The organism is Brevirhabdus pacifica, assembly GCF_002797755.1.
GTDB classification, from domain to species: domain Bacteria; phylum Pseudomonadota; class Alphaproteobacteria; order Rhodobacterales; family Rhodobacteraceae; genus Brevirhabdus; species Brevirhabdus pacifica.
This window is the reverse complement of sequence record NZ_PGFI01000011.1, coordinates 1,927,618-1,951,937: the sequence shown is the minus strand read 5'-3', so window position 1 is coordinate 1,951,937 and position 24,320 is coordinate 1,927,618. Positions and strand designations below refer to the sequence as shown.

The 24,320-nt window shown below is 69.2% G+C and carries 26 protein-coding genes and 1 riboswitch; of the genes, 10 read left to right on the top strand and 16 right to left on the bottom strand.

Annotated elements, in window-relative coordinates:
* Window positions 1-8 precede the first annotated feature (8 nt).
* The 13 genes from CLV77_RS16350 to CLV77_RS09350 all read right to left on the bottom strand — a co-directional run bounded on the left by CLV77_RS16350 (window position 9) and on the right by CLV77_RS09350 (window position 9,930).
* Window positions 9-155, bottom strand: coding sequence for a hypothetical protein (locus CLV77_RS16350; protein WP_157802036.1), 147 nt, complete (start codon window positions 153-155; stop codon window positions 9-11).
* 205 nt (window positions 156-360) lie between these two features.
* Window positions 361-1,092 (bottom strand): ABC transporter permease, encoded by a 732-nt coding sequence (locus tag CLV77_RS09405; RefSeq protein WP_076980781.1) that lies wholly within the window; start codon window positions 1,090-1,092, stop codon window positions 361-363.
* Window positions 1,089-1,841: an ABC transporter ATP-binding protein gene (locus tag CLV77_RS09400; protein ID WP_076980782.1), complete on the bottom strand. Its 753-nt coding sequence runs from the start codon at window positions 1,839-1,841 to the stop codon at window positions 1,089-1,091. The genes CLV77_RS09405 and CLV77_RS09400 overlap by 4 nt, the downstream gene beginning before the upstream one ends.
* Window positions 1,838-2,542, bottom strand: a complete 705-nt coding sequence (tenA, locus tag CLV77_RS09395) for a thiaminase II (protein WP_076980783.1) — start codon at window positions 2,540-2,542, stop codon at window positions 1,838-1,840. Before tenA ends, CLV77_RS09400 begins: the two co-directional genes overlap by 4 nt.
* Entirely contained in the window at window positions 2,539-3,495 is a 957-nt protein-coding gene (locus CLV77_RS09390; protein WP_076980784.1) for an ABC transporter substrate-binding protein, read from the bottom strand. The genes tenA and CLV77_RS09390 overlap by 4 nt, the downstream gene beginning before the upstream one ends.
* Window positions 3,492-4,514, bottom strand: coding sequence for a HesA/MoeB/ThiF family protein (locus CLV77_RS09385; protein ID WP_076980785.1), 1,023 nt, complete (start codon window positions 4,512-4,514; stop codon window positions 3,492-3,494). Before CLV77_RS09385 ends, CLV77_RS09390 begins: the two co-directional genes overlap by 4 nt.
* Window positions 4,511-5,122, bottom strand: coding sequence for a thiamine phosphate synthase (locus tag CLV77_RS09380; protein WP_076980786.1), 612 nt, complete (start codon window positions 5,120-5,122; stop codon window positions 4,511-4,513). The genes CLV77_RS09385 and CLV77_RS09380 overlap by 4 nt, the downstream gene beginning before the upstream one ends.
* Entirely contained in the window at window positions 5,119-5,889 is a 771-nt protein-coding gene (locus CLV77_RS09375) for a thiazole synthase (protein ID WP_076980787.1), read from the bottom strand. The genes CLV77_RS09380 and CLV77_RS09375 overlap by 4 nt, the downstream gene beginning before the upstream one ends.
* 2 nt (window positions 5,890-5,891) lie before the next feature.
* Complete coding sequence (thiS, locus tag CLV77_RS09370; RefSeq protein WP_076980788.1) at window positions 5,892-6,092, bottom strand: sulfur carrier protein ThiS; 201 nt, start codon at window positions 6,090-6,092, stop codon at window positions 5,892-5,894.
* Window positions 6,034-7,071 (bottom strand): FAD-dependent oxidoreductase, encoded by a 1,038-nt coding sequence (locus tag CLV77_RS09365; RefSeq protein ID WP_076981217.1) that lies wholly within the window; start codon window positions 7,069-7,071, stop codon window positions 6,034-6,036. The genes thiS and CLV77_RS09365 overlap by 59 nt, the downstream gene beginning before the upstream one ends.
* A complete protein-coding gene (gene thiD, locus CLV77_RS09360; protein ID WP_076980789.1) occupies window positions 7,068-7,871 on the bottom strand; it encodes a bifunctional hydroxymethylpyrimidine kinase/phosphomethylpyrimidine kinase in 804 nt (267 codons plus the stop codon). The genes CLV77_RS09365 and thiD overlap by 4 nt, the downstream gene beginning before the upstream one ends.
* A 48-nt stretch (window positions 7,872-7,919) precedes the next feature.
* Window positions 7,920-8,022, bottom strand: a riboswitch (TPP riboswitch).
* 106 nt (window positions 8,023-8,128) lie between these two features.
* On the bottom strand, window positions 8,129-8,896 hold the full coding sequence (locus CLV77_RS09355; RefSeq protein WP_076980790.1) for an SDR family NAD(P)-dependent oxidoreductase: 768 nt from the start codon (window positions 8,894-8,896) through the stop codon (window positions 8,129-8,131).
* Entirely contained in the window at window positions 8,893-9,930 is a 1,038-nt protein-coding gene (locus CLV77_RS09350; RefSeq protein WP_076980791.1) for an NADP-dependent oxidoreductase, read from the bottom strand. The genes CLV77_RS09355 and CLV77_RS09350 overlap by 4 nt, the downstream gene beginning before the upstream one ends.
* A gap of 114 nt (window positions 9,931-10,044) precedes the next feature.
* Between CLV77_RS09350 and CLV77_RS09345 the strand changes: the two genes are divergently transcribed.
* The 10 genes from CLV77_RS09345 to CLV77_RS09300 all read left to right on the top strand — a co-directional run bounded on the left by CLV77_RS09345 (window position 10,045) and on the right by CLV77_RS09300 (window position 19,853).
* Window positions 10,045-11,727, top strand: a complete 1,683-nt coding sequence (locus tag CLV77_RS09345) for a long-chain-fatty-acid--CoA ligase (protein ID WP_076980792.1) — start codon at window positions 10,045-10,047, stop codon at window positions 11,725-11,727.
* A 178-nt stretch (window positions 11,728-11,905) separates the two neighbouring features.
* Window positions 11,906-12,421, top strand: coding sequence for a MaoC family dehydratase (locus CLV77_RS09340; protein ID WP_076980793.1), 516 nt, complete (start codon window positions 11,906-11,908; stop codon window positions 12,419-12,421).
* A complete protein-coding gene (locus tag CLV77_RS09335; protein ID WP_076980794.1) occupies window positions 12,418-13,620 on the top strand; it encodes an acetyl-CoA C-acyltransferase in 1,203 nt (400 codons plus the stop codon). The genes CLV77_RS09340 and CLV77_RS09335 overlap by 4 nt, the downstream gene beginning before the upstream one ends.
* The gene (locus CLV77_RS09330; RefSeq protein ID WP_076980795.1) at window positions 13,620-14,609 is read left to right on the top strand and encodes an NAD(P)H-dependent flavin oxidoreductase; all 990 of its coding nucleotides are present in this window, start codon (window positions 13,620-13,622) and stop codon (window positions 14,607-14,609) included. Before CLV77_RS09335 ends, CLV77_RS09330 begins: the two co-directional genes overlap by 1 nt.
* Entirely contained in the window at window positions 14,609-15,844 is a 1,236-nt protein-coding gene (locus CLV77_RS09325) for an acyl-CoA dehydrogenase family protein (protein WP_076980796.1), read from the top strand. The genes CLV77_RS09330 and CLV77_RS09325 overlap by 1 nt, the downstream gene beginning before the upstream one ends.
* A 1-nt stretch (window position 15,845) precedes the next feature.
* Window positions 15,846-16,541: a histidine phosphatase family protein gene (locus tag CLV77_RS09320; RefSeq protein WP_076980797.1), complete on the top strand. Its 696-nt coding sequence runs from the start codon at window positions 15,846-15,848 to the stop codon at window positions 16,539-16,541.
* A 14-nt stretch (window positions 16,542-16,555) separates the two neighbouring features.
* Window positions 16,556-17,662: a phosphotransferase family protein gene (locus CLV77_RS09315; protein WP_083707859.1), complete on the top strand. Its 1,107-nt coding sequence runs from the start codon at window positions 16,556-16,558 to the stop codon at window positions 17,660-17,662.
* Window positions 17,655-18,443, top strand: coding sequence for an SDR family NAD(P)-dependent oxidoreductase (locus CLV77_RS09310; protein ID WP_076980798.1), 789 nt, complete (start codon window positions 17,655-17,657; stop codon window positions 18,441-18,443). Before CLV77_RS09315 ends, CLV77_RS09310 begins: the two co-directional genes overlap by 8 nt.
* A gap of 100 nt (window positions 18,444-18,543) precedes the next feature.
* The gene (locus tag CLV77_RS09305; protein ID WP_076980799.1) at window positions 18,544-19,362 is read left to right on the top strand and encodes an IclR family transcriptional regulator; all 819 of its coding nucleotides are present in this window, start codon (window positions 18,544-18,546) and stop codon (window positions 19,360-19,362) included.
* 74 nt (window positions 19,363-19,436) lie between these two features.
* Window positions 19,437-19,853: a PaaI family thioesterase gene (locus CLV77_RS09300; RefSeq protein WP_076980800.1), complete on the top strand. Its 417-nt coding sequence runs from the start codon at window positions 19,437-19,439 to the stop codon at window positions 19,851-19,853.
* A 106-nt stretch (window positions 19,854-19,959) separates the two neighbouring features.
* Here CLV77_RS09300 and CLV77_RS09295 read toward each other — a convergent pair whose 3' ends face one another.
* The 3 genes from CLV77_RS09295 to CLV77_RS09285 are packed head-to-tail and all read right to left on the bottom strand — an operon-like array spanning window position 19,960 to window position 24,319.
* Window positions 19,960-21,030, bottom strand: coding sequence for an acyl-CoA dehydrogenase family protein (locus tag CLV77_RS09295; RefSeq protein WP_076980801.1), 1,071 nt, complete (start codon window positions 21,028-21,030; stop codon window positions 19,960-19,962).
* A 2-nt stretch (window positions 21,031-21,032) separates the two neighbouring features.
* The gene (locus CLV77_RS09290) at window positions 21,033-22,220 is read right to left on the bottom strand and encodes an acyl-CoA dehydrogenase family protein (RefSeq protein WP_076980802.1); all 1,188 of its coding nucleotides are present in this window, start codon (window positions 22,218-22,220) and stop codon (window positions 21,033-21,035) included.
* A gap of 2 nt (window positions 22,221-22,222) precedes the next feature.
* The gene (locus CLV77_RS09285; protein ID WP_076980803.1) at window positions 22,223-24,319 is read right to left on the bottom strand and encodes a 3-hydroxyacyl-CoA dehydrogenase NAD-binding domain-containing protein; all 2,097 of its coding nucleotides are present in this window, start codon (window positions 24,317-24,319) and stop codon (window positions 22,223-22,225) included.
* Window position 24,320 lies beyond the last annotated feature (1 nt).

The following is a 24,320-nucleotide window of genomic DNA, read 5'->3' as shown; positions in this document are numbered from 1 at the left end:
GCGACGGTTCAGATGCTGGCCCAGTCCGTGAAGGTGAACGTGGGCTTTGCCTTGGTCCCCGGCACCTTGGGGTTGGGGGCGGGGCGGTAGCTGCGGGCCTCGGCCTCGCGGGGGGTGGTCTGGCCGGCCATGCCGGTGGTGGTTCTGGAGGTCATGATGTCTGCTCCTTTGAAGGACCAACCTGAGTCCTTGCTGATGGTTCCTCCCCGGCGCTTCTGACTGGCGCCTGTTGCAATCGTGCACACCCGATTGCAGCCGGCGCGGGGCGCAATTGAGGCAGGAATAGGGCGGGTTGGATTTCTGGCCGAAATGCCACGACGACGTTGCGTCAGGCATGGGGGCGCGCCGGGACAGACGGGATCAGTCGCGCCCCACCCGCCGGGCCAGGGCGTCGGCGGCCAGGTAGATCAGAATCGACATCACCCCCAGCGTCAGCATCGCCGCGAACATCAGGTCGGTCTTGGCCCGACCGTTCGCCAGCAGCATCAGATAGCCCAGCCCCTGGCTGGATCCGACCCATTCGCCGATCACCGCCCCGATGGGCGCGTAGACCGCCGCCAGCTTCAGCCCCGAGGCAAGGGAGGGCAATGCCGCCGGGATGCGCAGGTGAAACATCACCCGCGGCCGCGACGCCCCCATGGTGCGCGCGAGGTCCAGGTAGCCGGCCGGCGTGCGCATCAACCCGTCGAGAAAGTTGGTCGTCACCGGGAAATAGATGATCAGCACCGCCATGGCGATCTTGGACCACAGCCCATAACCCAGCCAGAGCGTCAGGATCGGTGCCAGGGCAAAGACCGGCAGCGCCTGGCTGAAGACCAGCACCGGCCCCAGCAGCAGCCGCGCGCTGGCTGAAAAGGCCAGCCAGATCGCCGTCACCGCCCCGAGGCCCGCGCCGATCACGAAGCCGATGGCAATCTCGGTCAGGGTGACGAGGGCATGTTCGCCAATGAGGGCGCGGCTGGCCCAGAATGTCTGTGCCACCTGCAGGGGCGGCGGCAGGATGAAGGGCGGCAGGCCCGTCAGCCAGACGATCCCCTGCCACAGGGCCAGCAGGGTCAGGACCACGGCGGCGATGCGGGATGCGCGCCTCATGGCAGGTCCTGCCCGGGGGCATCGGCGTGCTGCTGGCGCAGCCGGGCCAGCAGGCGGCCCTGAAGCATCAGAAGCTCGGCGTCGTCGACCGCCCGGGGGTGGGGCGGGGGCAGGCTTTCGACGGTTTCCAGCCCGCCGGTGCCCATGACGTGGATCGCCCGGCCCAGACGGGCGGCCTCGGCCGGATCATGGGTGACAAGCAGCACGGTGCGCCCGGCCAGAAGCTCGGCCGCCAGGTCCTGCATCTCGGAGCGGGTGCGCGCATCGAGCGCCGAGAACGGTTCGTCCAGCAGGACCACGGGACGATCCTCCAGCAGGGTGCGGGCCAGGGCCACGCGCTGGCGCTGGCCGCCCGACAGGCGGGCGGGCTTGCGGGCGTGCAGCCCCTCCAGCCCGACCCGTTCGAGCATTTCCATGGCGCGGTCCCGATCGCGCCGCTCGCCGCGCAGGCGCGCACCCAGGCTGACGTTGTCCAGTGCGCTGGCCCAGGGCAGAAGCAGGTCCGACTGGGCCATCAGCGCCACCCGCCCGGCCAGGGGCTGCCCGTCGCTGGCCGTGATCGTGCCCGTGAAATCGGCCCCCGTCTCCAGCCCCGCGATCAGGCGCAGGATCGTGGTCTTGCCCACCCCCGATGGACCCAGCAGGCAGGTCCAGACCCCGGCCCCGACCTCAAGCGTCAGGGGCGCGAAAAGCGGCTGGCCGGCGATGCGCGCCTCGCCTGCAAGGGTGATGCCGGGGGCGGGGGTCATTCGGGCCGCAGCCCCATGTCCCAAAAGGCGACCTCGAGCCGGGTGGCGGTCTTGAAGCGGTGTTGCAGCGCCTGCCAGCGGGGCGTAGCCGCCGGCTCGTCGCCCAGCCGGATCTTGACCGCGCGGTCGATCAGCGCGCCCACGTCGTGGCAAAGCCCCTGATACTCGGCGCTGGCGTAGGTGCCGATCCACTCGGCATAGTCCGGGGCCGGATCGCCCGCCGCCAGCCGTGCGCCGATCTCGCCATAGCCCAGAACACAGGGCGCCAGCGCCGCCATCAGGTCCAGAAAGTCGCCGCTGTAGCCGGATTCGAGCACGTAGCGCGTGTAGGCCATGTTGGCGGGGGCCTCGGCGGTGGCCTCAAGCTCGTCCAGACCGATGCCGGCCTTGGCGCAGACCTCGACATGCAGGCGGATCTCGTCCTGGACCAGCGCGTTCACCGTGGCGGTGCAGGCCTGCATCTCGTGGATGTCGGCGGATTTCACGATGCCCAGGGCCCAGGCGCGGGCGAAATGGTGCAGAAAGACGTAGTCCTGCCGCAGGTAGTGGATGAAGGCCGCCCGCGGCAGGCTGCCGTCGCCCAGCCCCTGAACGAATCCGTGGCGGGTATAGGCCCGCCAGTCGTCGGTGCAGGCCCCGCGCCAGTCCGCGAAGGCCCGGCCATAGGCCGGACCTCCGTTTTGATCGGCATTGGCCGTCATTTGGCAGCCGTCTCGGCCGTCTCGGCGGTCACGTCGATTGCCAGATCCGAGACGGGGCGCGTTTTTTCAAGCAGGCCCGACTCAACGAGGAAGGTTTCGAACCGCGCATAGCGGCCGGCGTCGAAGGCGGCGGGGCGCAGGGCGAAGCGGGGCAGGGTGTCGGCCCAGGCACGCTCGTTCAGTTCGTCCTGAAGCTCGGTCGAGGTGCCCGAGAACAGCTTCCAGCTTTCCTCGGGGTTGTTGACGATGAACTGGGTCGCCTTCTCGGTCGCCTCGAGGAAGCGGCGCACCTTGTCGGTGTCCATCTTCTCGGGGTTGGCGACATAGATCAGCTCGTCATACGAGGGCACGCCCTCTTCCTCGATATAGAAACAGCGGCCCTGGGTGCCTTCGATATCCATCTGGTTCAGCTCGAAGTTGCGGAAGGCGCCGATCACGGCGTCGACCTGACCCGACATCAGCGCGGGCGAGAGCGAGAAGTTGACGTTGATCATCTCGACATCGTCAAGGCTGACGTCATGGCCGCCAAGCATGGCCTGCAGGACGGCCTCTTCGACGCCGGCGACGGAATATCCGATCTTCTTGCCCTTGAGGTCGGCCAGCGACTTGATCGGCCCGTCCTCGAGCACCAGCAGGCAATTCAGGGGCGTCGCGACCAGCGTGCCCACGCGCTTCAGCGGCAGCCCTTCCTGCACCTGAAGATGCAGCTGCGGCTGGTAGCTGATCGCCAGATCGCCCTGACCGGCAGCCACCAGCTTGGGCGGTGCCGAGGGGTCGGCGGGGGCGACGATCTCGACCTCAAGCCCCTGATCCGCGAAGTAGCCCTTTTCCTGCGCCACGATGATCGGCCCGTGGTCGGGGTTGACGAACCAGTCCAGCAGGACGGTCATCTTGTCCTGGGCGAAGGCCGGGGCGGCGGCCAGGCAGAAGACAGTAGCGAGTAGCTTTTTCATTGTTTCTTTCCAGTTGGTTGATCTGATCTATTCATGTCATGGGTAAGGGGATCGCCGGCGGCGACAAGCACCACCTCGCCCTGCCAGTCCGGGGGAAGATGCCGCGCCGCGCGGGCCGCGCGCAGGCCGCTGCGGCAGGCCAGCACCAGCCGGCGACCGGGCCGGGGGGTCAGGGGCGACGTATCCTCGGCATCGCGGCGGTTAGCGTGGGGCGCGACGGGGTGCGGGGCCTCGGACGCGGGGCGCAGGTCCAGCACGTCGTCCGCCTCGGTGATCTGGCCGGGGGCGATGAAGCGCGGCCCGCCCGCAGGCTCGGGCGCCCCATCGAAGCGGAAGGATGAAAACCGCATGGGTCCGCCCTCGTAGCGCAGGAACTGACCCAGGGGCGAGGGGTCCAGCCCCAGGATCCACGTCATGGCCATCTGCGCCTGAAGGCTGCCGATCATCCCCACCACAGGGCCCAGCACCCCGGCGCTGGCGCAGGTGCGCGCGCTTTCGGGCAGTTCGGGGAAAAGCGCGCGGTAGGAAGGGGCCCCGTCGCAGAACCCCGCCGCGTATCCGTCCAGACCCAGGACCGAGGCGCTGAAGAGCGGCTTGCCAGCCGCCATGCAGGCGTCGGAGGCCACGTATTTCGCCGCAAAGCTGTCGGTGCAGTCCAGCACCAGGTCGGCGGCCTGCACCAGGGCGGGGGCGCTGGCCGGATCGAAGGCGGCGACGATCCCGTCGGCCCGGACATCGCCATTCAGCCGGGTGCAGAAGGCGGCTGCGGCTTCGGCCTTGGGCCGGCCCTGGTCGGCCTCGGTGAACAGGGTCTGGCGGTGCAGGTTCGACAGCTCCACCCGGTCGGGATCGATGATGCTCAGACGACCCAGCCCGGCACCTGCAAGGTATTGCAGCACCGGCGCGGCCAGCCCGCCCGCGCCCAGCACCAGCGCATGGGCCGACGACAGGCGCGCCTGGCCGGCGGCGCCGACCTCGGGCAGGTTGGTCTGCCGCAGGTATCGCTCTGCGCCGCTCATCTCGTCGCCGCGATCCAGTCGCGAAGCCGCCCCTCGGGGTCGGCGTTCAGGGTAATGTCGGTCACGACCGAGACCACATCGGCCCCGGCGGCGCGGACGATGGCCGCCCGCTCGATCGTCATGCCGCCGATCGCGACAAGGGGACGATCTCCGACCAGGGATTTCCACTTCGTGACCCGCTTAGGTCCTTGGGGATCCCATTTCATCTGCTTCAGGATCGTCGGATAAACCGGGCCCAGAGCTATGTAATCCGCATTCAGCGACAGGGCACGCTCCAGCTCGGCGCGGTCGTGGGTGCTGATCCCCAGCTTCAGGCCCGCGCGACGGATCGCGGCCAGATCGGCGGTGTCCAGATCCTCCTGCCCAAGGTGGATCCAGTCGCAGCCCGCGTCGATGGCCTGCTGCCAGTGGTCGTTGACGACGAGGGTCGCGCCATGGGTCCGGCAGAGGTCGCGGGCCTCGGCGACCTGGCTTGCGATCTCGGCCTCGTCGGGGGCCGCGCCCTCGGGCGTCTTGAAACGTAGCTGCACCAGCCGCACGCCCAGCGGCAGCATCCGGCGCAGCCAGTCGGCATGATCGAAGATCGGGTAGAAGGGGTCGAGTGTCATTCCAGGAATGCCTTTCCCACGACGGGGGTGGAGGGGGCGGCCATGTCCCGCGGCTCCATCGGGTCGGCGGCGCAGGCCAGGCTGCCGGCCTCGATGGCACGGGCCATGGCGCGGGCCATGGCGACCGGGTCGCCGGCCTTGGCGACGGCGGTGTTCAGCAGCACGGCGTCAAAGCCAAGCTCCATCGCGCGGGCGGCGTGGCTGGGCAGGCCGATGCCGGCATCGACCACCATGGGCACGTCCGGAAAGCGCGCGCGCAGGCTGCGCAGCCCGTATTCGTTGTTCAGCCCGAGGCCCGAGCCGATGGGCGCGCCCCAGGGCATCAGCACCTCGCAGCCCGCGTCCAGCAGCCGCTCGGCCACGATCAGATCCTCGGTGCAATAGGGAAAGACCTGGAAGCCCTGGCGCGTCAGCTCTTCGGCGGCTTCGACCAGGGCGAAGACATCGGGTTGCAGCGTGTCGGTGTCGCCGATGACCTCCAGCTTGATCCAGGGCGTGTCGAAGACCTCGCGCGCCATCTGGGCGGTGGTGATCGCCTCGCGGGCGGTGTGGCAGCCGGCGGTATTGGGCAGGATCCGCACGCCAAGCTCGCGGATCAGCGACCAGAAGGTCTGTCCGGCGCCGCCTGCGCCCTCGCGGCGCAGCGAGACGGTGGCGACCGCGGCCTCCGAGGCGCGGAACGCCTGTTCCAGTATCGCGGGCGAGGGGTATTGCGCCGTGCCCAGCATCAGCCCGTTGGCCAGCGTGGTGCCGTAGAAGTCGCGCATGCTCAGCCTCCCTGCATCGGGGCGAGAACCTCGATCCGGTCACCCTCGTGCAGGGGGGTCTCGGCGCGCTCGGCGGCGGGGACGAACACTTCGTTCACCGCCGTCGCGATGGTGCCGGAAAAGCCGCTGTCTGCCAGCAGCCGGTCAAGCGTAGGATAGGGCGGGACCAGTTCCCGCGTCTCTCCGTTCAGCGTTATCTTCATCCATGAACTCCGGTTTCGCGCCCGTCTCGACCAGATCGGCCACCTGTCGCGCCAGCGCGGGCGCGAGAAGATAGCCGTGGCGGTAGAGGCCGTTGGCGTGGATGACATTGCCCCGGCGGCGGATCCGCGGCAAGTTGTCGGGGAAGGCGGGGCGCAGGTCGACGCCGATCTCGAGGACCTCGGCCTCGCCGAAGGCAGGCGAAAGGGCGTAGGCCGCGCTCAGCAGTTCCAGGACCGAGCGCGCGGTCGCCTGGCGCCGGTCCTCGGCCTCGATCATCGTGGCGCCCAGCATGTAGATCCCGTCACCGCGCGGCACGATGTAGATCGGGATGCGGGGGTGCAGCATGCGCACGGTGCGGCGCAGGTTCACGTCCGGGCAACGCAGGATCATCATCTCGCCCCGCACCCCGCGCAGGTCGGGCAGCGCGTCGCGGGCCGCCAGCCCGCGGCAATCGATCCAGAGGCGCCCGTCGGCGGGCGGCGGCATGTCGACGGCCGTGTCGGACAGGGTGACGGCCGGGTTCGCGGCCAGCTCGGCCCGCAGAAGGCCGAGGGCCTTGCGCGGATCGAGGTGCCCCTCGTCGGCAAAAAGCAAACCACTGCGGAACCGGGTGCCGAGGTCGGGTTCAAGCGTGGCGATCTCCTCGGCATCGACCAGCCGGTGCCCCTCGGTCCGGCGCGCGAAATGGCGCAGGTCGGCGCCGTCGCGGGCCGGGGCCACTACCAGCGTTCCCTCCCGGGTGACGGGGACAGAGCGGGCCCACCAGTCGGCCGCCTGGCGGCCAAGGCGCACCACAGGTTCCTCGGCGCTTTCGGATTCGCATTCGGGCGCCAGCATGCCGCCGGCCCACCACGAACAGCCATGGGCGCCCGGGGCACCCTCGGGGTCGTGCAGGGTCAGGGCATGACCGCGCCGGGCCAGTTCGGTCGCCACGCACAGGCCCGCGACGCCGCCGCCGATGATCGAGATATCCGTCAAGCCGTCCACCTTTCGTGAAAGTGATGGGTCGGACCGTGGCCCTTGCCGATGCCGAGGGCGTCGGCGGCACGAATGGCCCCTTGCAGATAGCCGTGCGCCGCGCTCACCGCCTCGGGCAGCGCGTCGCCCAGGGCCAGCCGGGCGGCGATGGCCGAGGACAGGGTGCAGCCCGTGCCGTGGGTGTTGCGGGTGTCGATACGCGGGGCCGTCAGCCGCAGGGCAGGCTGGTCTGGCAGGATCAGCAGGTCGACGCATATCTCGCCGCTGGCGTGACCGCCCTTCATCAGCACGCCGCGCGCGCCCAGATCCAGAAGGGCGCGGCCTTGGCGTTCCATCTCTTGCGTGTCGGCGGCCTCGTCGTATCCCAGCAGGTGGGCCGCTTCGGGCAGGTTGGGGGTCAGCAGATCGGCGCGGGGCAGCAATTCCGTGCGCAGGCTATCGACGGCGGCATCTGCCAGCAGCTTGTCGCCCGACTTGGCCACCATCACCGGGTCCAGCACCACGGGGCCGCTGTAATCCGCCAGCGCCCGGGCCACGGTGCGCACCAGGCTTGCCGTGCCCAGCATGCCGATCTTGATCGCGTCGATGCGGATGTCCGACAGCACGGCGTCCACCTGGGCGGTGACCACATCCTCGGGGATCGCGTGGACGGCGGTGACGGCCTGGGTGTTCTGGGCGGTCACGGCGGTGATGACGCTGGCCCCATAGACGCCAAGCGCCGAGAAGGTCTTGAGGTCGGCCTGGATGCCGGCGCCTCCGCCACTGTCGGATCCTGCGATGGTAAGGGCGGTCGCCGTCATGAAAGCCTCGTGGCGCAAGGGGCGGCGAGGCTGGGGGAAGGGCGCGGGCCTGGGCCCTGCACCGTTCCCTACGCCGGTACTGCCCGGATCAGGTTCAATGGGTTGGCCTTGCCTCTCAGCCCCGGCGAACGGGGCACCCCAACGGTATGCTGGTGCACACGCTACATCCGGCAAAACCCGATTGCAACCGGGCAATCGCGCCCGGTCCCGGGCGGTCCCCAGACGCGCCAGACCCTTGCCCACATGGGCAGGGCGGGTCAGTCCAGGACCGACCAGCCGCCGTCGATGATCAGGGTCTGACCGGTCATCCACCGCCCTGCGGGCGAGGCCAGGAAAACCGCCGCCCCGGCGATGTCGTCGGGCTCTCCCAGGCGTTTGAGGGCGTAGCTGTCGGCGACCCGTGCTGCACGCGCCGGATCTTCCCACAGGGCCCGGGCGAAGTCGGTCTTGACCAGGGCTGGGGCGATGCCGTTGGCGCGAATGTTGTCGGCGCCGTAAGCCACCGCCAGGTTGCGCACCAGCTGCGTGTCGGCGGCCTTGGTCAGGGCATACATGCCAAGGTTGTCCGACCCCTTGAACGCGGCGATGGACGAGATGACGACGATCGCTCCGTCGCGCTGTGCCTGCATGTGGGGCACCACCAGCCGCGCCAGCCGCATGTTCGACCGGATGTTGACCCGGATCGTCTTGTCGAAGGCGTCGTCGGGCGTCTCGAGGAAGGGGCCGAAATAGGGGTTCACGGCGGCGTTGCACACCAGGATGTCGATCTCGCCCAGCTGGGCGCGGCCCTCGGCCACCAGCCGGTCGATCGCCTCATCATGGGAGATGTTGGCGGCGATCCCCACCGCGCGGCCCGGCCCGATGGCCGAGATTTCCTGTGCCACACTGGCGCAATCCTCGGCCGTGCGGCTGGAGACGATGACATTGGCCCCCGCGCGCACAAGCTGGGTCGCCACGGCGCGCCCGATCCCCTTGGTCGAGCCGGTCACGAGGGCGGTCTTGCCGCCGAGGTCAAAGAGGGTCATTGCGCCACCTTCACGATCTGCTTGCCGAAATTCCTGCCCGCCAGGAGGTTCATGAAGGCCTGCGGGGCGGCCTCCAGCCCCTCGGCCACGTCCTCGTGCCAGGCGATGCGCCCGTCGCGCACCAGCGGGGCGACCTCGGTCAGGAACTCGCCGAAGCGGTGGTAATGGTCGGTGATGATGAACCCCTGTACCGCCAGGCGCTGGACCAGGATCGTGCGCCAGGCCAGCGGCAGCATGTTGCGGCCCGTGCCGCCGCCGGCGCCCAGCGCGCCCAGATCGTACCAGCCGATCATGCCGCAGACCGGGATGCGGCCGCCCACGTTCATCAGCGGCAGCACGGCCTCAAGCGTCTTGTCGCCCACGTTCTCGAAATAGACATCGACCCCGTCGGGGCAGGCCTGGGCCAGCTGCTTGCGCAGGGTGGCGCTGTCGGGGGCGGCCCGGTGGTCGAGGCAGGCGTCGAACCCCAGCTCCTTCACTGCGAAGTCGCATTTCTCGGGCCCGCCCGCCACGCCCACGGCCCGCAGCCCGCGCAGCCGCGCCAGCTGCCCGACCATGGAGCCCACGGCGCCGGTGGCGGCGCCCACGACCAGGGTTTCGCCCTTCTGCGGGCGGCCGAAAGCCTCCAGCCCCAGCCAGCCGGTGAAGCCGGGCATGCCCAGCACTCCCAGCGCGGTCGAGGGCGGGGCGAGGTCGGGATCGACCCGCATCAACCCTGCGGCCGGCAGGACCCCGTGGCTGGCCCAGCCGAAGCTGCCCAGCACCAGGTCGCCGGGGGCGAAGGCCGGATCATTCGATTCCAGCACCTCGGCCACGGCGCGGCCTTCCATGGTCTCGCCGATCTCGACGGCGGGGGCGTAGGATTTGCCCGCGTCCATCCGTCCGCGCATGTAGGGATCCAGCGACAGGTAAAGCACGCGGGCCAGCACCTCGCCCTTTGCGGGGCGGGGCAGGATGCCGCTTTCGACCCTGAAATTATTTTCGCTGACGCGGCCTTCGGGCCTGCTTGCCAGCACAATCCGGCTATATTCCATCTGTGGGCTTCCCTGCTGCAATCCTGTTTGGTTTATTCCACTTCGAAACCGGGTTTCGCAAGGCAGAACCGGCGCGGCGCCCGCGGTGCGCGACAGACAAGGAGAGACGAAGGCATGGACGGACTGATGATGAACCGGCCCCTCAGGATCGCGGATATCCTGACCTACGCTGCCCAGAACCACGGCCGCGCCGAGGTGGTGTCGGTGCGCTGCGAGGGCGACGTGCACCGGCAGACATATGCCGAGACCGAGCGCCGGGTCGCGCAGCTGGCCCACGGTCTGCGCGAGCAGGGGATCATGCCCGGCGACCGGGTCGCCACCCTGGCCTGGAACGGCTATCGCCACCTGGAGCTTTACTATGCCATCTCGGGCATCGGCGCGGTCTGCCACACGATCAACCCCCGCCTTTCGGCCGAGCAGATGCTTTACATCCTTGGCCATGCCCAGGACCGGCTGCTGTTCGTGGATCTGACCTTCGTGCCCCTGATCGCCAAGCTGGCGCCGCAGCTTCCCGATGATCTGCGCATCTGCGTGATGACCGACCGGGCGCATATGCCCGAGGCGCCCATCTTCTCGCATCACGAGGATCCGACCGAGGCGGGGGATCCGCCCCTGTGCTACGAGGAGTTGCTGACCGGCCAGCCCGACACCATCGACTGGCCCGAGTTTCCCGAGGAGACGGCGGCGGGGCTTTGCTATACCTCCGGCACGACGGGCAACCCCAAGGGCGCGCTTTATTCCCACCGCTCGACCGTGCTGCACGCGCTGAGCATCTCGCTGGCGCTTCCCGACGTGTTGCGCCCCGGGCGTCGGATCATGCCGGTGGTGCCGCTTTTCCACGTCAACGCCTGGGGGCTTCCCTACTCGGCCCCGCTGGCGGGGGCCTCGCTGGTGTTCCCCGGCCCGGCGTTGGATGGCGAGAGCCTTTTCGACCTGATGGACCGCGAGAAGGTCTATTCCGCCTGGGGCGTGCCGACGGTCTGGATGGGCCTGCTGGCTCGGATCCAGGAGATGGGGCGCATCCCCGAGGGGTTCGGCGACGTGGTCGTCGGCGGCTCGGCCGCTCCGGCCAGCATGATCGCGGCCTTCGAGGATGCCGGCGTCAACGTCTGCCACGCCTGGGGCATGACCGAGATGAGCCCCGTCGGCACCCAGGGCAACCTGCCCGACCACATGCAGACGCTGGACCGGGACGCGCGGATCGAGGTCAAGTCGCAGCAGGGCCGCCGGCTCTTCGGGGTCGAGATGAAGATCCTCGATGAGGAGGGGCATCGTCTGCCCCATGACGGCGAGGCAAGCGGCGCCCTCCACGTGCGCGGCAACACCGTGGTCAGCGCCTATTTCGACAATGAAGCCGCCAGCGAAGGCGCCTTCGATGCCGAGGGCTGGTTCGCCACCGGCGACATGGCCCGGATCGACCCCGACGGGTTCCTGACCATCACCGACCGGGCCAAGGACATGATCAAGTCGGGCGGCGAATGGATCTCGTCGCTGGACCTCGAGAACGCGATCATGGGCCATCCGCAGGTCGCGAACTGCGCCGTGATCGCGGTGCCCCATCCCAAGTGGGACGAGCGGCCGCTGCTGGTCGTGGTGCCCACCGATCCTGCCACGCCGCCGACGCCCGGCGACCTGCTGGCGCGGTTGAACGGCAAGTTCGCAAGCTGGCAATTGCCCGACGATGTGGTCTTCGTCGAGGAGCTGCCGCTGACGGCGACGGGCAAGGTTTCCAAGCTGCACCTGCGGCGGCGGTTCGCGGATTACGAGCTGCCCGGGAAATCGGGGGCCCAGGCCTAGGGATCGCGGGGGCCGGGCGAGGCGGGCGCGACGACCCGCCAGCCTTCGGCTTTCTCCCCGTGCGGTCCGCACCCGGGGCAGGTGACTTGTCACCGCATCAGCGAAACCCTATTCTGCACAGCAAAACGAACGGGGCCACCCAGGGGCCCCGCCACGGACAGGCCGGGGAGGGCCGCACATGGCGGAGATGACACGCGACGAGATGGCCGCGAGCGTCGGGCAGGAGCTTGGCGTCTCGGACTGGCTGGTGATCGACCAGGCCAGGATCGACGCCTTCGCCGACGTGTCGGGGGATCACCAGTACATCCATGTGGATCCCGACCGCGCCCGCGCCGAGACCCCTTTCGGCGGCACCATCGCCCATGGCTTTCTGACCGTTTCGGTCCTCTCGGCGCTGGCCGCACAGGCGCAGCCGCGCCTCGCGGGCATGCGGATGAGCATCAATTACGGCTTTGACCGGCTGCGCTTTCTCAACCCCGTGCGGGTCGGCGCGCGTATCCGCGCCCGTTTCGTCCTGAACAAGCTCGAAGAGCGGCGCCCGGGCGAGATCACCGTCACCTGGGACGTCACCGTCGAGATCGAGGGCGAGGAGAAACCCGCCCTGGTCGCCCAATGGTTGAATCGCCGTTATCTTGGCGAAACGGATGCCGGGGCCGCCACGCCTCGGCCTGCCGCCGGAAAGGAAAGCGCATGAGAGACGCCGTCATCGTATCCACCGCACGCACCCCGATCGGCCGGGCCTATCGCGGCGCCTTCAACGACACCCAGGCCCAGGCCCTGGCCGGCCATGTCGTCGCCGAGGCCGTGGCCCGCGCCGGCATTACCGGCGCCGAGGTCGAGGATGTGGTCATGGGCGCCGCCCTGCAACAGGGATCCTCGGGCCAGAACATCGCGCGGCAGGCGGCGCTTCGGGCCGGGCTGCCCGACAGCGTGGCCGGCATGTCGCTGGATCGCCAATGCGCCAGCGGCATGATGGCGATCGCCACCGCCGCGAAACAGGTGATCCACGACGGCATGGACATCACGGTCGCCGGCGGCGTCGAATCCGTCAGCCTCGTTCAGAACGAACACCGCAACGCCCACCGCGCCCGCGACCCCTGGCTGGTGGAGCATCACCCCGCCATCTACATGTCGATGCTGGAGACGGCCGAGGTCGTCGCTGACCGCTACGAGATCAGCCGCGAGGCCCAGGACGAATACGCCCTGCGCTCCCAGCAGCGCACCGCCGCAGCCCAGCAGGCCGGCCGCTTCGACGCCGAGCTGGCGCCGATGCCCAGCGACATGCTGGTCAAGGACCGCGAAACCGGCGAGATCAGCCGCCGCACCGTCACCCTCTCGGCCGACGAGGGCAATCGTCCCGAAACGACGCTGGAGGGGCTTTCGGCGCTGAAGCCGGTGCAGAAGGATGGCCAGCGCATCACACAGGGCCGGTTCATCACCGCCGGCAACGCCAGCCAGCTGTCCGACGGGGCTTCGGCCAGCGTCGTGATGGAGGCCGCCGAGGCCGAGCGCCGGGGCCTGTCGCCCTTGGGCCGCTACATGGGAATGGCGGTCGCGGGCTGCGCCCCCGACGAGATGGGCATCGGCCCGGTCTTCGCCGTGCCCCGGCTGCTGAAGCGCCACGGGCTGGGCGTCGACGACATCGGCCTGTGGGAGCTGAACGAGGCCTTCGCGGTGCAGGTGCTCTACTGTCGCGACCGGCTAGGCATTCCCGACGAGCTGCTGAACGTCAACGGCGGCGCCATCTCGATCGGCCATCCCTATGGCATGTCGGGCGCCCGCATGGTCGGCCACGCGCTGATCGAGGGGCGGCGTCGCGGCGCGCGCTATGTCGTCTGCACCATGTGCGTCGGTGGCGGCATGGGGGCGGCGGGCCTCTTCGAGGTGCTTTGATGAGCCTTCCGGCGATCCTGAAGGGTCTGCGGATCCCGGCGGTGGCTTCACCGCTGTTCATCATCTCGAACCCGGATCTGGTCATCGCCCAGTGCAAGGCCGGCGTGGTCGGATCCTTCCCCGCCCTCAACGCCCGCGAGGCCGAGGGCGAGCCGATCCTGCTGGAAGCCTGGCTGAAGCGCATCACCGAGGAGCTCGACCGTCACAACCAGGCCAATCCCGATAGGCCGGCGGCTCCCTTCGCGGTCAACCAGATCGTCCACCGCTCCAACACGCGCCTGATGCGCGACCTGGAGATCTGCGCCCGCTGGAAGGTGCCGATCTGGATCACCTCGCTTGGCGCGCGGGTCGAGGTGAACGAGGCCGCTCATTCCTGCGGCGGCATCGCCCTGCACGACGTGATCAACAACCGCTTTGCCCGCAAGGCCATCGACAAGGGGGCCGACGGGCTGATCGCCGTCGCCGCCGGGGCGGGCGGGCATGCGGGGCCGCAATCGCCCTTCGCCCTGGTGCGCGAGATCCGCGACTGGTTCGACGGACCGCTGCTGTTGTCGGGGGCCATCGCCACGGGCGAGGCGCTGCTGGCCGCACAGGTGTTGGGGGCTGACCTGGGCTACATCGGCTCGCCCTTCATTGCGACCCACGAGGCCAATGCCGACCCCGAATACAAGCGGATGCTGATCGACAGCGGCGCCGAGGACATCGTGACCTCCAGCCTCTTTACCGGCGTGTCGGGCAACTACCTGGCCCCCTCGATCCGGCGCGCGGGCCTTGATCCGGCCGCGCTGCCCGAGGCGGACGCCGACGCGATGAGCTTCAAGGACGGATCCGCCAAGCCCAAGGCCTGGAAGGAGATCTGGGGCGCGGGACAGGGGATCGGCGCGGTGCGCGACATCGTTTCCGCGGCCGAGGTCGTGGCGAGAATCGAGACGGAATACAATCGCGCCCGGGACCGCATGGTCGCCGCCGCGCAACAAGGGAGAGAATGATGGATCTGGGAATGACGGACAGGGTGCGGCCGCTGGTCCAGCAGGTGCGCGACATGGTCGAGAACGAGATCGCGCCGCTGGATGCCGAATACCACGACGAGATCGGCCGCCATCCCTCGGGCGGCCGCTTTGCCCTGACCGACCGTCAGATCGAGATCATGGAGGGCCTGAAGGCCAAGGCGCGCGAGCGCGGGTTGTGGAACTTCTGGCTGACCGACAGCAAGCGCGGCAAAGGGCTGAGCACGGTCGAATACGCGTACCTCGCCGAGGAGATGGGCAAGGTCGGCATCGCCGCCGAGGTCTTCAACTGCAACGCCCCCGACACCGGCAATATGGAGGTGCTGGAACGCTACGGCACCGACGCCCACCGCGAACGCTGGCTGGGGCGGCTCCTGAAGGGCGAGATTCGGTCGGCCTACCTGATGACCGAGCCGGACGTGGCCTCGTCGGACGCGACCAACATCTCGCTCCGGGCCGAGCGGGACGGCGACGACTGGGTGCTGAACGGCGACAAGTGGTGGGCCTCGGGCGCGGGCGACCCGCGCTGCGCGCTTTACATCGTGATGGCCTGCACCAGCCCCGACGCCCACAAGCACTCGCGCCACTCGATGTTCTTCATGCCCGCGGACACCGAAGGGGTCGAGGTTCTGCGCCCCATGAACGTCTTCAACAACGACGATGCCCCCCACGGGCACATGCACGTCCGCTTCACCAATGCTCGCGTCAAGGCCGAGGACCTGATCCTGGGCGAGGGGCGCGGCTTCGAAGTGGCGCAGGGCCGGCTTGGGCCCGGCCGCATCCACCATTGCATGCGCGCCATCGGCCTGGCCGAAAAGGCGCTGGAGCTGATGTGCCGGCGCGGCCTGACACGACAGGCCTTCGGCAAGAACCTTGTCGAGCTGGGCGCCAATTACGACATCATCGCCAACGCCCGGATGGAGATCGAGCAGGCCCGTTTGCTGTGCCTGAAGGCCGCCTGGGTGATGGACACCGAGGGCAACCGCGCCGCGGCCCCCTGGATCAGCATGATCAAGGTGGTGGCGCCGCTGACGGCGCTGGAAGTGGTGGACCAGTCCATGCAGATGCACGGCGCGGGCGGGATCAGCCAGGATCAGCCCCTGGCCGCCATGTGGACCAAGCTGCGCACCCTGCGCTTTGCCGATGGCCCCGACGCGGTGCACCGCCGCCAGGTCGCCCGCCACGAGCTGCGCCAGTATTCGAACGAGCCGCGCTGACGTGGCCGAGCTGCTGGCCATACGCCACGCCCAGGCCTCGTTCGGGGCGGCGGATTACGATGTCCTGTCGGAACGGGGCCACCGGCAGTCGGTGGCCCTCGGCCGGGCGCTTCTGGCCGCGGGGCTGCGACCCGACCTGGTGGTCATCGGCGCCCAGCGGCGCCACCGGGAAACCTATCAGGGGATCGCCGAAGCCATGGGGCTGGATCCCGCAGCCTATACCGTGGACCCGGGCCTGAACGAGTTCGATTTCAAGGGCTTGCTGGCCGCCCGCTTTCGTGACGGCCCTGCGCCCGAGGGGGCAGGCATGACGCCCGACGGCGACCGGCGCGCGCATTTCCGCACCCTGCGCGATACGGTGCTGGCCTGGCAGCGCGACGAGATCGCGGACCCGCCCGAAACCTGGTCGGCCTTCTGCGGCCGGGTGGCGGCGGCGCGGGACGCGATGATCGCGGCGCTGGCGGGCGCGGGGCGCAGCGGGCGGCTTCTGGCCGTCAGTTCGGGCGGGGCGCTGGGCCGACTGGTGGCAAGTAGCCTGGATGCCCCGGCGGAACAGATGATCCGCCTGCAACTGCAGATGAAGAACTGTGCCATGTCGCGACTGATCGTCGGTCGCGAGGGGCTTTACCTGCACAGTTTCAACGAGACACCCCATATCGACGCCGCCTCGGCGGACGATCTGCTGACCTACAGCTGAGGAGCGAGACGCCCATGACCGATCCCGCGACAGAGGCCCAGGCCGGCCCCGCGAAAGCCACCGACACCGACCCCGGCACCCCCACCGGCACCGACACCGGGGCCACCGGCCTCGACCTCGGCGCGGTCGAGGCCTGGCTGGCCGCGACGCTGCCCGGCTTCCAGGGGCCGCTGGAGGCGCGCAAGTTCGCGCTGGGCCAGTCCAACCCGACCTTCCTGCTGGAGACGCCCGCGCAACGCTACGTGCTGCGGCGTAAGCCGCCGGGTGTGCTTCTGAAATCGGCCCACGCGGTGGACCGGGAATTTCGCGTGCAGAAGGCATTGGCGGGCAGCGACGTGCCCGTGGCGCGAATGCTGGCCTATTGCGACGATCCCTCGGTCCTAGGGTCCGAATTCTACGTGATGGAACATGTCGAGGGGCGCGGCTTCGTCGATCCGCGCCTGCCCGACATGGACGCCGACGGCCGCCGCTCGATCTATGATGAGATCAACCGCGTGCTGGCCGCCATCCACGCCGTCAACCTGTCGGATGCGGGCCTGTCGGATTACGGCCCCGAGGGCAATTACTACCGCCGGCAGATCGACCGCTGGATCAAGCAATACCGCGCCAGCCAGACCGACGAGATCGCCGACATGGAGGTCCTGATGCGCTGGCTGGACGAGAACGCGCCGCCCGATGACGGCAGGCGCACGCTGGTGCACGGGGATTTCCGTATCGACAACCTGCTTTTCGCGCCCGACGCGCCCCGCTGCGCAGCCGTCTTGGACTGGGAATTGTCGACCACGGGCCATCCCTTCGCGGATCTGGCGGCCGTCATCATGCAATGGCGGATGCCGCCGGGCCCCGAGGGGCGCGGCCTGGCGGGGGTGGATCGCAAGGCCCACGGCCTGCCCGAGGACGAGGCTTTCATCGCCGACTATTGCCGCCGGACCGGCGTCGGCGGGATCGAGAATTTCAACTTCTACCTGGCTTTCTGCTTCTTCCGCATGGCGGCGATCTTGCAAGGTGTGCGCAAGCGGGCGCTGGATGGGAACGCCTCGAACCCCGAGCGGGCGGCGCGGATGGGCACCTTTGTGCCGCGCTTCGCCGAAGGCGGGGTGAAGGCGATGCGAGATGCCTGAGGCGGCACCCCGGGGCCGCGTGGTGTTGATCACCGGCGCGGCGGGCGGCTTTGGCCGCGCGGCGGCGGCCCGGTTCGCCGCCACCGGCGCGACGCTGGCCCTCTCGGACCGGGAAGAGGGGCCGCTCAAGGCGCTCTGCGCCCGGCTGGAGGGGCAGGGCGCGCAGGTGCTGGCGGTGCCGGGCGACGTGGCCGAGGCCGACGCGGCGGCGGCGATGCACGACCGCGTTCTCGCCCGTTTCGGCCGGCTGGACGTGGCCATCAACAACGCCGGCGTCGTCCACGCGCCCGGCCCGATCGAGCACCTGCCGGTCGAGGAGTTCGATCGCGTCATGGCCGTCAACGCCCGCGGCGTCTTTCTGGGGCTGCAACGGCAGATCCCGGCCATGGCTGCCGGGGGTGGCGGGGTGATCCTCAACGTCGCATCCGCCGCGGGGCTGGTGGGCGCGGGCGGCTTGGCAGGGTATGCAGCGTCGAAACACGCGGTGGTGGGGCTGACCCGTGCGGCGGCGGACGAGGGGGCGTCACGGGGCGTGCGGGTCAATGCGATCTGCCCCTCCTTTGCCCAGACGCCGATGCTTGACGCCTTGACCGGTGCCGGATCTGGGGTAGAGGACCCGGAGGGCAAGGCTCGCCAGGCCAGGCTGACGGCGCGCGTTCCCATGGGCCGCGTGGCCACCGCCGAGGAGGTCGCCGCGGCGATGCTGTGGCTCTGCTCGGAGGAGAACAGTTTCATGACGGGGCAGGCCATCGCCCTCGACGGCGGATTGACCGCGATATGAGCGGCAGGGCGCGACCCCCAACCGGGCAGGCCCGGGCACATCAATGCGCAGGAGCGGCCCCGACGGGCCGCGCCGCGCGAGACGAAGACAGGAATGCGGGATGAAAAAGCAAAGCGACGATACCCTGATCGAGGGCAGCAGCGAGGACCGGAACTTCGTCACCGCGCTGGCGCGGGGCCTCGACGTGCTGCGCTGTTTCCGTCCCGATGAAACGACGCTGACCAACATGGATCTGGCGCAGCGCACGGGCCTGCCGAAGCCCACGGTCACGCGCCTGTGCTACACGCTGTGCAAGCTGGGCTACCTTGTGCATTCCGAGCGCACGGGCACCTACCGGCTGGGCGCCGGGGTGCTGTCGCTGGGATATGGTGTGCTTGCCAGCATGGACATGGGCGAGCGGGCCGCCGACGAGATGCGGGCCCTGTGCGACGGGCCGAACCTGCATGTCACCGCCGCCCTGGGGGAGCGGCACCAGTTCAAGGTGGTCTACACCGCCGTCCGCCGGTCGCAGCAGGCGGTCTCGCTGACCCTGAACGTGGGCGCGCGGCTGCCGCTTTTCCACTCGGCCATTGGGCGCGCGATCCTTTGTGCCATGTCCGAGCAGGAGCGCGAGCGGATCCTGCGACAGGCCGACCAGGAAAGCCCGGACGAGGCCGACGCCATGCGCCGCGGCCTGGCCCAGGGGCTGTCCGATTACCGGCAATACGGTTTCTGCACCTCCTTCGGCTCCTGGCGGAAAGAGATCAACGGCATCGCCGTGCCGGTGGTCTCGCTCAACGGCGACCGCGTCTACGGGCTGAACATCGGCGGGCCGTCCTTCCTCATCACCCCCGAGGAGCTTTTCGAAAGCTACGGCGACAGGCTCCTGGGCGCGGCCGAGCGGCTGGGCAGCCCGCCGGCACGGGATGCCGCCGTCTGAACCCTCCCGCCGGGCGCGCCCCTGAGCTCATCCCCACCCGCATTCCACGACCCAGAGAAAGACCAGGCAGACCGATGAAAGACATCACCCTCGATCCCGCGTTACGCGAAGACCCTTATCCGTTGCAGCGCCTTCTGGGCTTTCGCCTGGTGGGCTGGGCCGAGGGTTACGCCCGGTGGGAGCTGGACCTGCGCGAGGATCACATGAACCGCTATGGCATCCCCCACGGCGGGATCTATGCCACGCTGCTGGATGTCGCGATGGGATATGCCGGCAGCTACACCGGCGAGGCAGAGCGGCGCAAGCTGGCCATGACCCTCTCGCTCACCACGAATTTCCTGGCCCAGCCCGAAGGCGGGATGCTGATCGCCGAGGGGCGCGTGACCGGGGGCGGGCGCAAGACCTTCTTCGCCGAGGCCCATATCAAGGACGGGGCGGGCCGGATGGTCGCCAACGGCAGCGGCGCCTTCCGCCTGCGCGGCAGCGGCTGACCGCCGGCAATCGTGATCTTCAGCGCAAGCAAAAGGGGCCGGGTCAGCCAGACCGGGCCCCTTTTTCATGGAAATTGGGGTTCGCGGATGACCGGGCGGGCGACCCTCAGGCCGCGTAGGCCGCCATCACGCGTTCGAGGTGGTGGTCGGTATCACCAAGCTGGTGGTCCAGCATCACCAGCCGCTTGGCGTAGTGCGAGGCCGAGTATTCCCAGGTCATGGCGATGCCGCCGTGCATCTGGATCGTCTCTTCCGACACCAGGCGGGCCGTGCGACCGACCAGGTTCTTGGCCATGGAGACGGTGCGCGAGCCGCCGTCGCCGCCCAGGCGGCTTGCGGCCAGGATGGTGATGGAGCGGGCCTGCTCGATCTCGGCGGCAAGCTCGACCGCGCGGTGCTGAAGGGCCTGGAAACTGCCGATGGTGCGGCCGAACTGCTTGCGCTGGCGCAGGTAGTCCAGAAGCGTATCGCGGGTCACGTCCATCGCGCCCACCGCCTCAGCGCAGAGGGCAAGGGCGCCCGCGTCCAGCGCATCGCCAATCGCGGCCACTGCGTCGGTCATCAAAAGCTCGGCCGGCGCGCTGTCCAGGAACACCTCGGCCGCGCCGCCGCCGTCGATCATGCCGTAAGGGGTGACGCGGGCGGCATCCGCATTGACCGCGAATAGGCCGATGCCGTCGCCGTGCCGGGCGCTGACCAGGAAGCGGTCTGCCAGGTGGCCGCCGTAGACCACCGACTTGCGTCCCGACAGGCGCCAGCCGTCGCCGTCGGCGGTGGCCTCGGTGGCGATGTCCTCGACCTCGTAGGGGGCGTCGGGCTCGGATAGGGCAGCGGCGTAGCGCGAGGTGCCGGTCACCAGATCCTCGACATCGCGACCGGCCGCCACCAGCAGCCGCGCCGAGATCAGCGCCGCCAGCACAGGCTCGGGGTTGAGGGCGCGGCCCAGGGCCTCGAACACAACCGTGATGTCGAAGCCGGTGCCGCCGAAGCCGCCGGCCTCCTCGGGCACCAGCGCGTGCAGCACGCCCAGTTCCACCATCTCGGACCAGCGGTCGGGATCGTGGTAGGGCGCGTCATAGGCGACGCTGTTGCGATGCTCGATCCCATAGCGGTCGGCCAGGAAGCGGTTGAGCGAGTCGGCCAGCATCCGCCGGTCTTCGGAGACGTCGAAATCCATTGTCAGAGCTCCAGCATTGCCTTGGTCAGAATGTTCTTCTGAATTTCGTTCGAGCCGCCGAAGATCGTGATCTTGCGGTTGTTGAAGTAGCGCTCGGCGTTGCGCGCGTGGTCGGCCGGCACCAGCGCCTCGTTACCCTCGAGCATCTCGGCGGGGAAGGGGGCGGCGGCGGGGCCGAGGGCGCGGCGCGCCAGGTCGTTCAGCTCCTGCCGGATCTCGGTGCCCTTGATCTTCAGCATCGAGCTTTCGGGCCCGGGCGCGCCATTCTTGCGCGCATCCGACAGCATCCGCAGGTTGGTGATCTTCATCGCTTCCAGGTCGATCTCGACCTTGGCCATGCGGGCGGCGAAAAGCGGATTGTCGATCAGGCGCTTGCCGTTGCGGCGCATCCGTCCGGCCAGGGCACGCAACTGTTCGAACGCCTGCACCGAAAAGCCCACACCGGCGATGTTGGTCCGCTCGTGGGTCAGCAGGAACTTGGCGATGGTCCAGCCCTTGTTCTCTTCGCCCACCAGGTTCGCCACGGGGACGCGGACGTCGGTGAAAAAGACCTCGTTCACCTCGTGGCCGCCCTCGATCAGCTTGATGGGGCGCATCTCGATGCCAGGGGTGTCGAGATCCACCAGAACGAAGCTGATGCCCTCCTGCGGCTTGCCCTCGGTCGAGGTGCGCAGCAGGCAGAAGATCTTGTTGGCGTGCTGGCCCAGGGTAGTCCATGTCTTCTGGCCGTTGATGACATATTCGTCGCCATCGCGCACCGCGCGGGCCTTCAGGCTGGCCAGGTCCGAGCCTGCGCCCGGTTCGGAATAGCCCTGGCACCACCAGTCGCTGCCGTCCAGGATCCGTGGCAGGACCTGTGCCTTCTGTTCTTCGGTGCCGAAGCGGATCAGCACCGGGCCCAGCATGTGCAGGCCGAAGGGCACGATCCGGGGGGCCGAGGCGAGGGCGGCTTCTTCGTCGAAGATGTGGCGCTGCACCGGGCTCCAGCCCGGGCCGCCATGCTCCTCGGGCCAGGTCGCGGCCAGCCAGCCGCGCCCGTTCAGGATTGCGTGCCAGCGTTCCATGTCGGCCTTGGTCAGCTCGGCGCCGCGGCGCACCTTGTCCGACAGCTCGGCCGGAAGCTCATCACGGAGAAAGGCCCGCACCTCGTCGCGGAAGGCGACTTCCTCGGGGGAAAAGCTCAGGTCCATTCTCAGGTCTCCCGGTTCATCTGGGCAAAGGTTCCGTCCTGGGCGGCCAGCTCTTCCAGAAGCTGGGGAATGCGCCAGAAGTGGTTGTCTTCCTTGGCGTATTCCTGGATGCGGTTCAGGATGGCATGGGCGCCCAGTGTGTCGGCGTAATGCATCGGGCCACCGTGATGGCGCGGAAAGCCATAGCCGAAGAGGAACACCGCATCGATGTCGATCGGGCGCAGGGCGATCCCGTCCTCGAGGACCCGGGCGGCCTCCGAGATCATGGCCGTCATGTAACGCTCGACAATCTCCTGCTCGGAGAATTCGCGCGGGGTGATGCCGGCCTCGGCCCGGGCGGCGTCGATGATGGCGTCGACCTCGGGGTTGGGGCGGGGGCCCTCGCCGTCATAGACGTAAAAGCCCTTGCCGGTCTTGCGGCCGAACCAGCCGCGTTCGCAGATGCGGTCGGCGACGGGATTGTAGCGCTCGGCCTCGGGGCGGGTGGGGGCCAGGCGCTTGCGCGCGGCCCAGCCGATGTCCAGCCCGGCCAGGTCCGACACCGCGAAGGGGCCCATGGCAAAGCCGAAATTCTCCATCGCGCGGTCGATCTGCTGGGGGCTGGCGCCGTCCAGCATCAGGTAGTCGGCGGCCTTCTTGTAATGGGCCAGGATGCGGTTGCCGATGAAGCCGTCGCAGACCCCGGCGCGCACCGCGACCTTGCCCAGCTTGCGGGCCAGGGCAAAGCCGGTGGCGACAACCTCGGGGGCGGTCTTTTCGCCGACCACCACCTCGAGCAGGCGCATGACATGGGCGGGCGAGAAGAAATGCAGGCCCAGCACGTCGCCGGGGCGCCGGGTAACGGCGGCGATCTCGTTCACGTCCAGATAGGAGGTATTGGTCGCGAGGACGGCACCGTCCCGGCAGATGCGATCGAGCTGGGCAAAGAGGTCCTTCTTGACCTCCATGTCCTCGAACACCGCCTCGATCACCAGGTCGCAGGTGGCGAAAGCCTCAAGATCCGTGGTGGCGGTCAGGGCTTTGGACAGTATGGCGTCGCGGCGGGCGTCGTCGATCTTGCCGCGTTTGACCGCGCCCTCGAGGTTCTTGGCGATTGTCGCGGTGCCCCGGTCCAGCGCCTCCTGGTCCCGCTCGGCCAGGGTCACGTCAAGACCTGCCAGCAGGGCCGCCGTCGCGATGCCCGATCCCATGGTGCCGCCGCCGATGACGCCGATCGAGTGGACGGCGCGGGGGTGGGCGTGGACCTCGGGGATCTTGCCGACCGCGCGCTCGGCGAAGAAGGCGTGTACCAGCCCCGCGCGCTGGGGGCTGTCGATGCATTCGGCAAAAAGGGCCCGCTCGGTCGCCTCGCCCTCGGCATAGGGGCGGCGGCTGGCGGCGACGGCATCGACCGCCTTCAGGGGCGAGAAAAGATGGGGCTGACGCTTGGCGATGCGGGCGCGGGCGGCCTCCAGCGCGGCGTCGTCGGCGGCGACCTCGATCTCGCGGGTGCGGCGGGTGGGCAGGGCGCCCGACAGCACGTCGCGGGCGGCCGTCAGGGCCAGCTCACGCGGGGTGCCTTCGGTCTCGACCCGATCGACCAGGCCCAGTTCATGCGCCTCCTTCGCGCCGATCCGGCGGCCGGTGGTGATCAGATCCAGCGCATCCGCGATACCCGTCAGGCGCGGGGCCCGCTGGGTGCCGCCGGCGCCGGGGATGATGCCCAGCGTGACCTCGGGAAAGCCCAGGCTGACCCCGTCCACGGCAACGCGGGCATGGGTGGCCAGCGCCACCTCCAGACCGCCGCCCAGGGCCACGCCATGCAGCACCGAGATCACCGGCTTGGCGCAGGTCTCGACCGTATTGCACACCTCGGTCAGGCCGGGGGCGCGGGGGGGCTTGCCGAATTCGCGGATATCGGCCCCGGCGATGAAGCTGCGGCCCTTGCCATAAAGGGCGATCACCTCAATCGCGTCGTCGTCGGCCAGTTGGCGGATCGCGGTGTCCAGACCTTGGCGCAGGGCCTGCGAAGCCGCGTTCACCGGGGGATTGTCAAAGGAGATCAGCGCGACAGGGCCGTCCCGCTCGATCTCCACCACATGTGCATTGGGCTCAGTCATC

What these genes read in the sequence shown, in the direction of transcription:
- CLV77_RS16350 (WP_157802036.1), bottom strand. Translation starts at nt 155, where the DNA reads ATGACCTCCAGAACCACCACCGGCATGGCCGGCCAGACCACCCCCCGC.
- CLV77_RS09385 (WP_076980785.1), bottom strand. Translation starts at nt 4,514, where the DNA reads ATGAGCGGCGCAGAGCGATACCTGCGGCAGACCAACCTGCCCGAGGTC.
- CLV77_RS09330 (WP_076980795.1), top strand. Translation starts at nt 13,620, where the DNA reads ATGAGCCTTCCGGCGATCCTGAAGGGTCTGCGGATCCCGGCGGTGGCT.
- CLV77_RS09295 (WP_076980801.1), bottom strand. Translation starts at nt 21,030, where the DNA reads ATGGATTTCGACGTCTCCGAAGACCGGCGGATGCTGGCCGACTCGCTC.
- CLV77_RS09390 (WP_076980784.1), bottom strand. Translation starts at nt 3,495, where the DNA reads ATGAAAAAGCTACTCGCTACTGTCTTCTGCCTGGCCGCCGCCCCGGCC.
- CLV77_RS09335 (WP_076980794.1), top strand. Translation starts at nt 12,418, where the DNA reads ATGAGAGACGCCGTCATCGTATCCACCGCACGCACCCCGATCGGCCGG.
- CLV77_RS09325 (WP_076980796.1), top strand. Translation starts at nt 14,609, where the DNA reads ATGGATCTGGGAATGACGGACAGGGTGCGGCCGCTGGTCCAGCAGGTG.
- CLV77_RS09305 (WP_076980799.1), top strand. Translation starts at nt 18,544, where the DNA reads ATGAAAAAGCAAAGCGACGATACCCTGATCGAGGGCAGCAGCGAGGAC.
- CLV77_RS09350 (WP_076980791.1), bottom strand. Translation starts at nt 9,930, where the DNA reads ATGGAATATAGCCGGATTGTGCTGGCAAGCAGGCCCGAAGGCCGCGTC.
- CLV77_RS09405 (WP_076980781.1), bottom strand. Translation starts at nt 1,092, where the DNA reads ATGAGGCGCGCATCCCGCATCGCCGCCGTGGTCCTGACCCTGCTGGCC.
- thiS (WP_076980788.1), bottom strand. Translation starts at nt 6,092, where the DNA reads ATGAAGATAACGCTGAACGGAGAGACGCGGGAACTGGTCCCGCCCTAT.
- CLV77_RS09285 (WP_076980803.1), bottom strand. Translation starts at nt 24,319, where the DNA reads ATGACTGAGCCCAATGCACATGTGGTGGAGATCGAGCGGGACGGCCCT.
- CLV77_RS09380 (WP_076980786.1), bottom strand. Translation starts at nt 5,122, where the DNA reads ATGACACTCGACCCCTTCTACCCGATCTTCGATCATGCCGACTGGCTG.
- thiD (WP_076980789.1), bottom strand. Translation starts at nt 7,871, where the DNA reads ATGACGGCGACCGCCCTTACCATCGCAGGATCCGACAGTGGCGGAGGC.
- CLV77_RS09375 (WP_076980787.1), bottom strand. Translation starts at nt 5,889, where the DNA reads ATGCGCGACTTCTACGGCACCACGCTGGCCAACGGGCTGATGCTGGGC.
- CLV77_RS09340 (WP_076980793.1), top strand. Translation starts at nt 11,906, where the DNA reads ATGGCGGAGATGACACGCGACGAGATGGCCGCGAGCGTCGGGCAGGAG.
- CLV77_RS09310 (WP_076980798.1), top strand. Translation starts at nt 17,655, where the DNA reads ATGCCTGAGGCGGCACCCCGGGGCCGCGTGGTGTTGATCACCGGCGCG.
- CLV77_RS09355 (WP_076980790.1), bottom strand. Translation starts at nt 8,896, where the DNA reads ATGACCCTCTTTGACCTCGGCGGCAAGACCGCCCTCGTGACCGGCTCG.
- CLV77_RS09300 (WP_076980800.1), top strand. Translation starts at nt 19,437, where the DNA reads ATGAAAGACATCACCCTCGATCCCGCGTTACGCGAAGACCCTTATCCG.
- tenA (WP_076980783.1), bottom strand. Translation starts at nt 2,542, where the DNA reads ATGACGGCCAATGCCGATCAAAACGGAGGTCCGGCCTATGGCCGGGCC.
- CLV77_RS09400 (WP_076980782.1), bottom strand. Translation starts at nt 1,841, where the DNA reads ATGACCCCCGCCCCCGGCATCACCCTTGCAGGCGAGGCGCGCATCGCC.
- CLV77_RS09315 (WP_083707859.1), top strand. Translation starts at nt 16,556, where the DNA reads ATGACCGATCCCGCGACAGAGGCCCAGGCCGGCCCCGCGAAAGCCACC.
- CLV77_RS09345 (WP_076980792.1), top strand. Translation starts at nt 10,045, where the DNA reads ATGGACGGACTGATGATGAACCGGCCCCTCAGGATCGCGGATATCCTG.
- CLV77_RS09290 (WP_076980802.1), bottom strand. Translation starts at nt 22,220, where the DNA reads ATGGACCTGAGCTTTTCCCCCGAGGAAGTCGCCTTCCGCGACGAGGTG.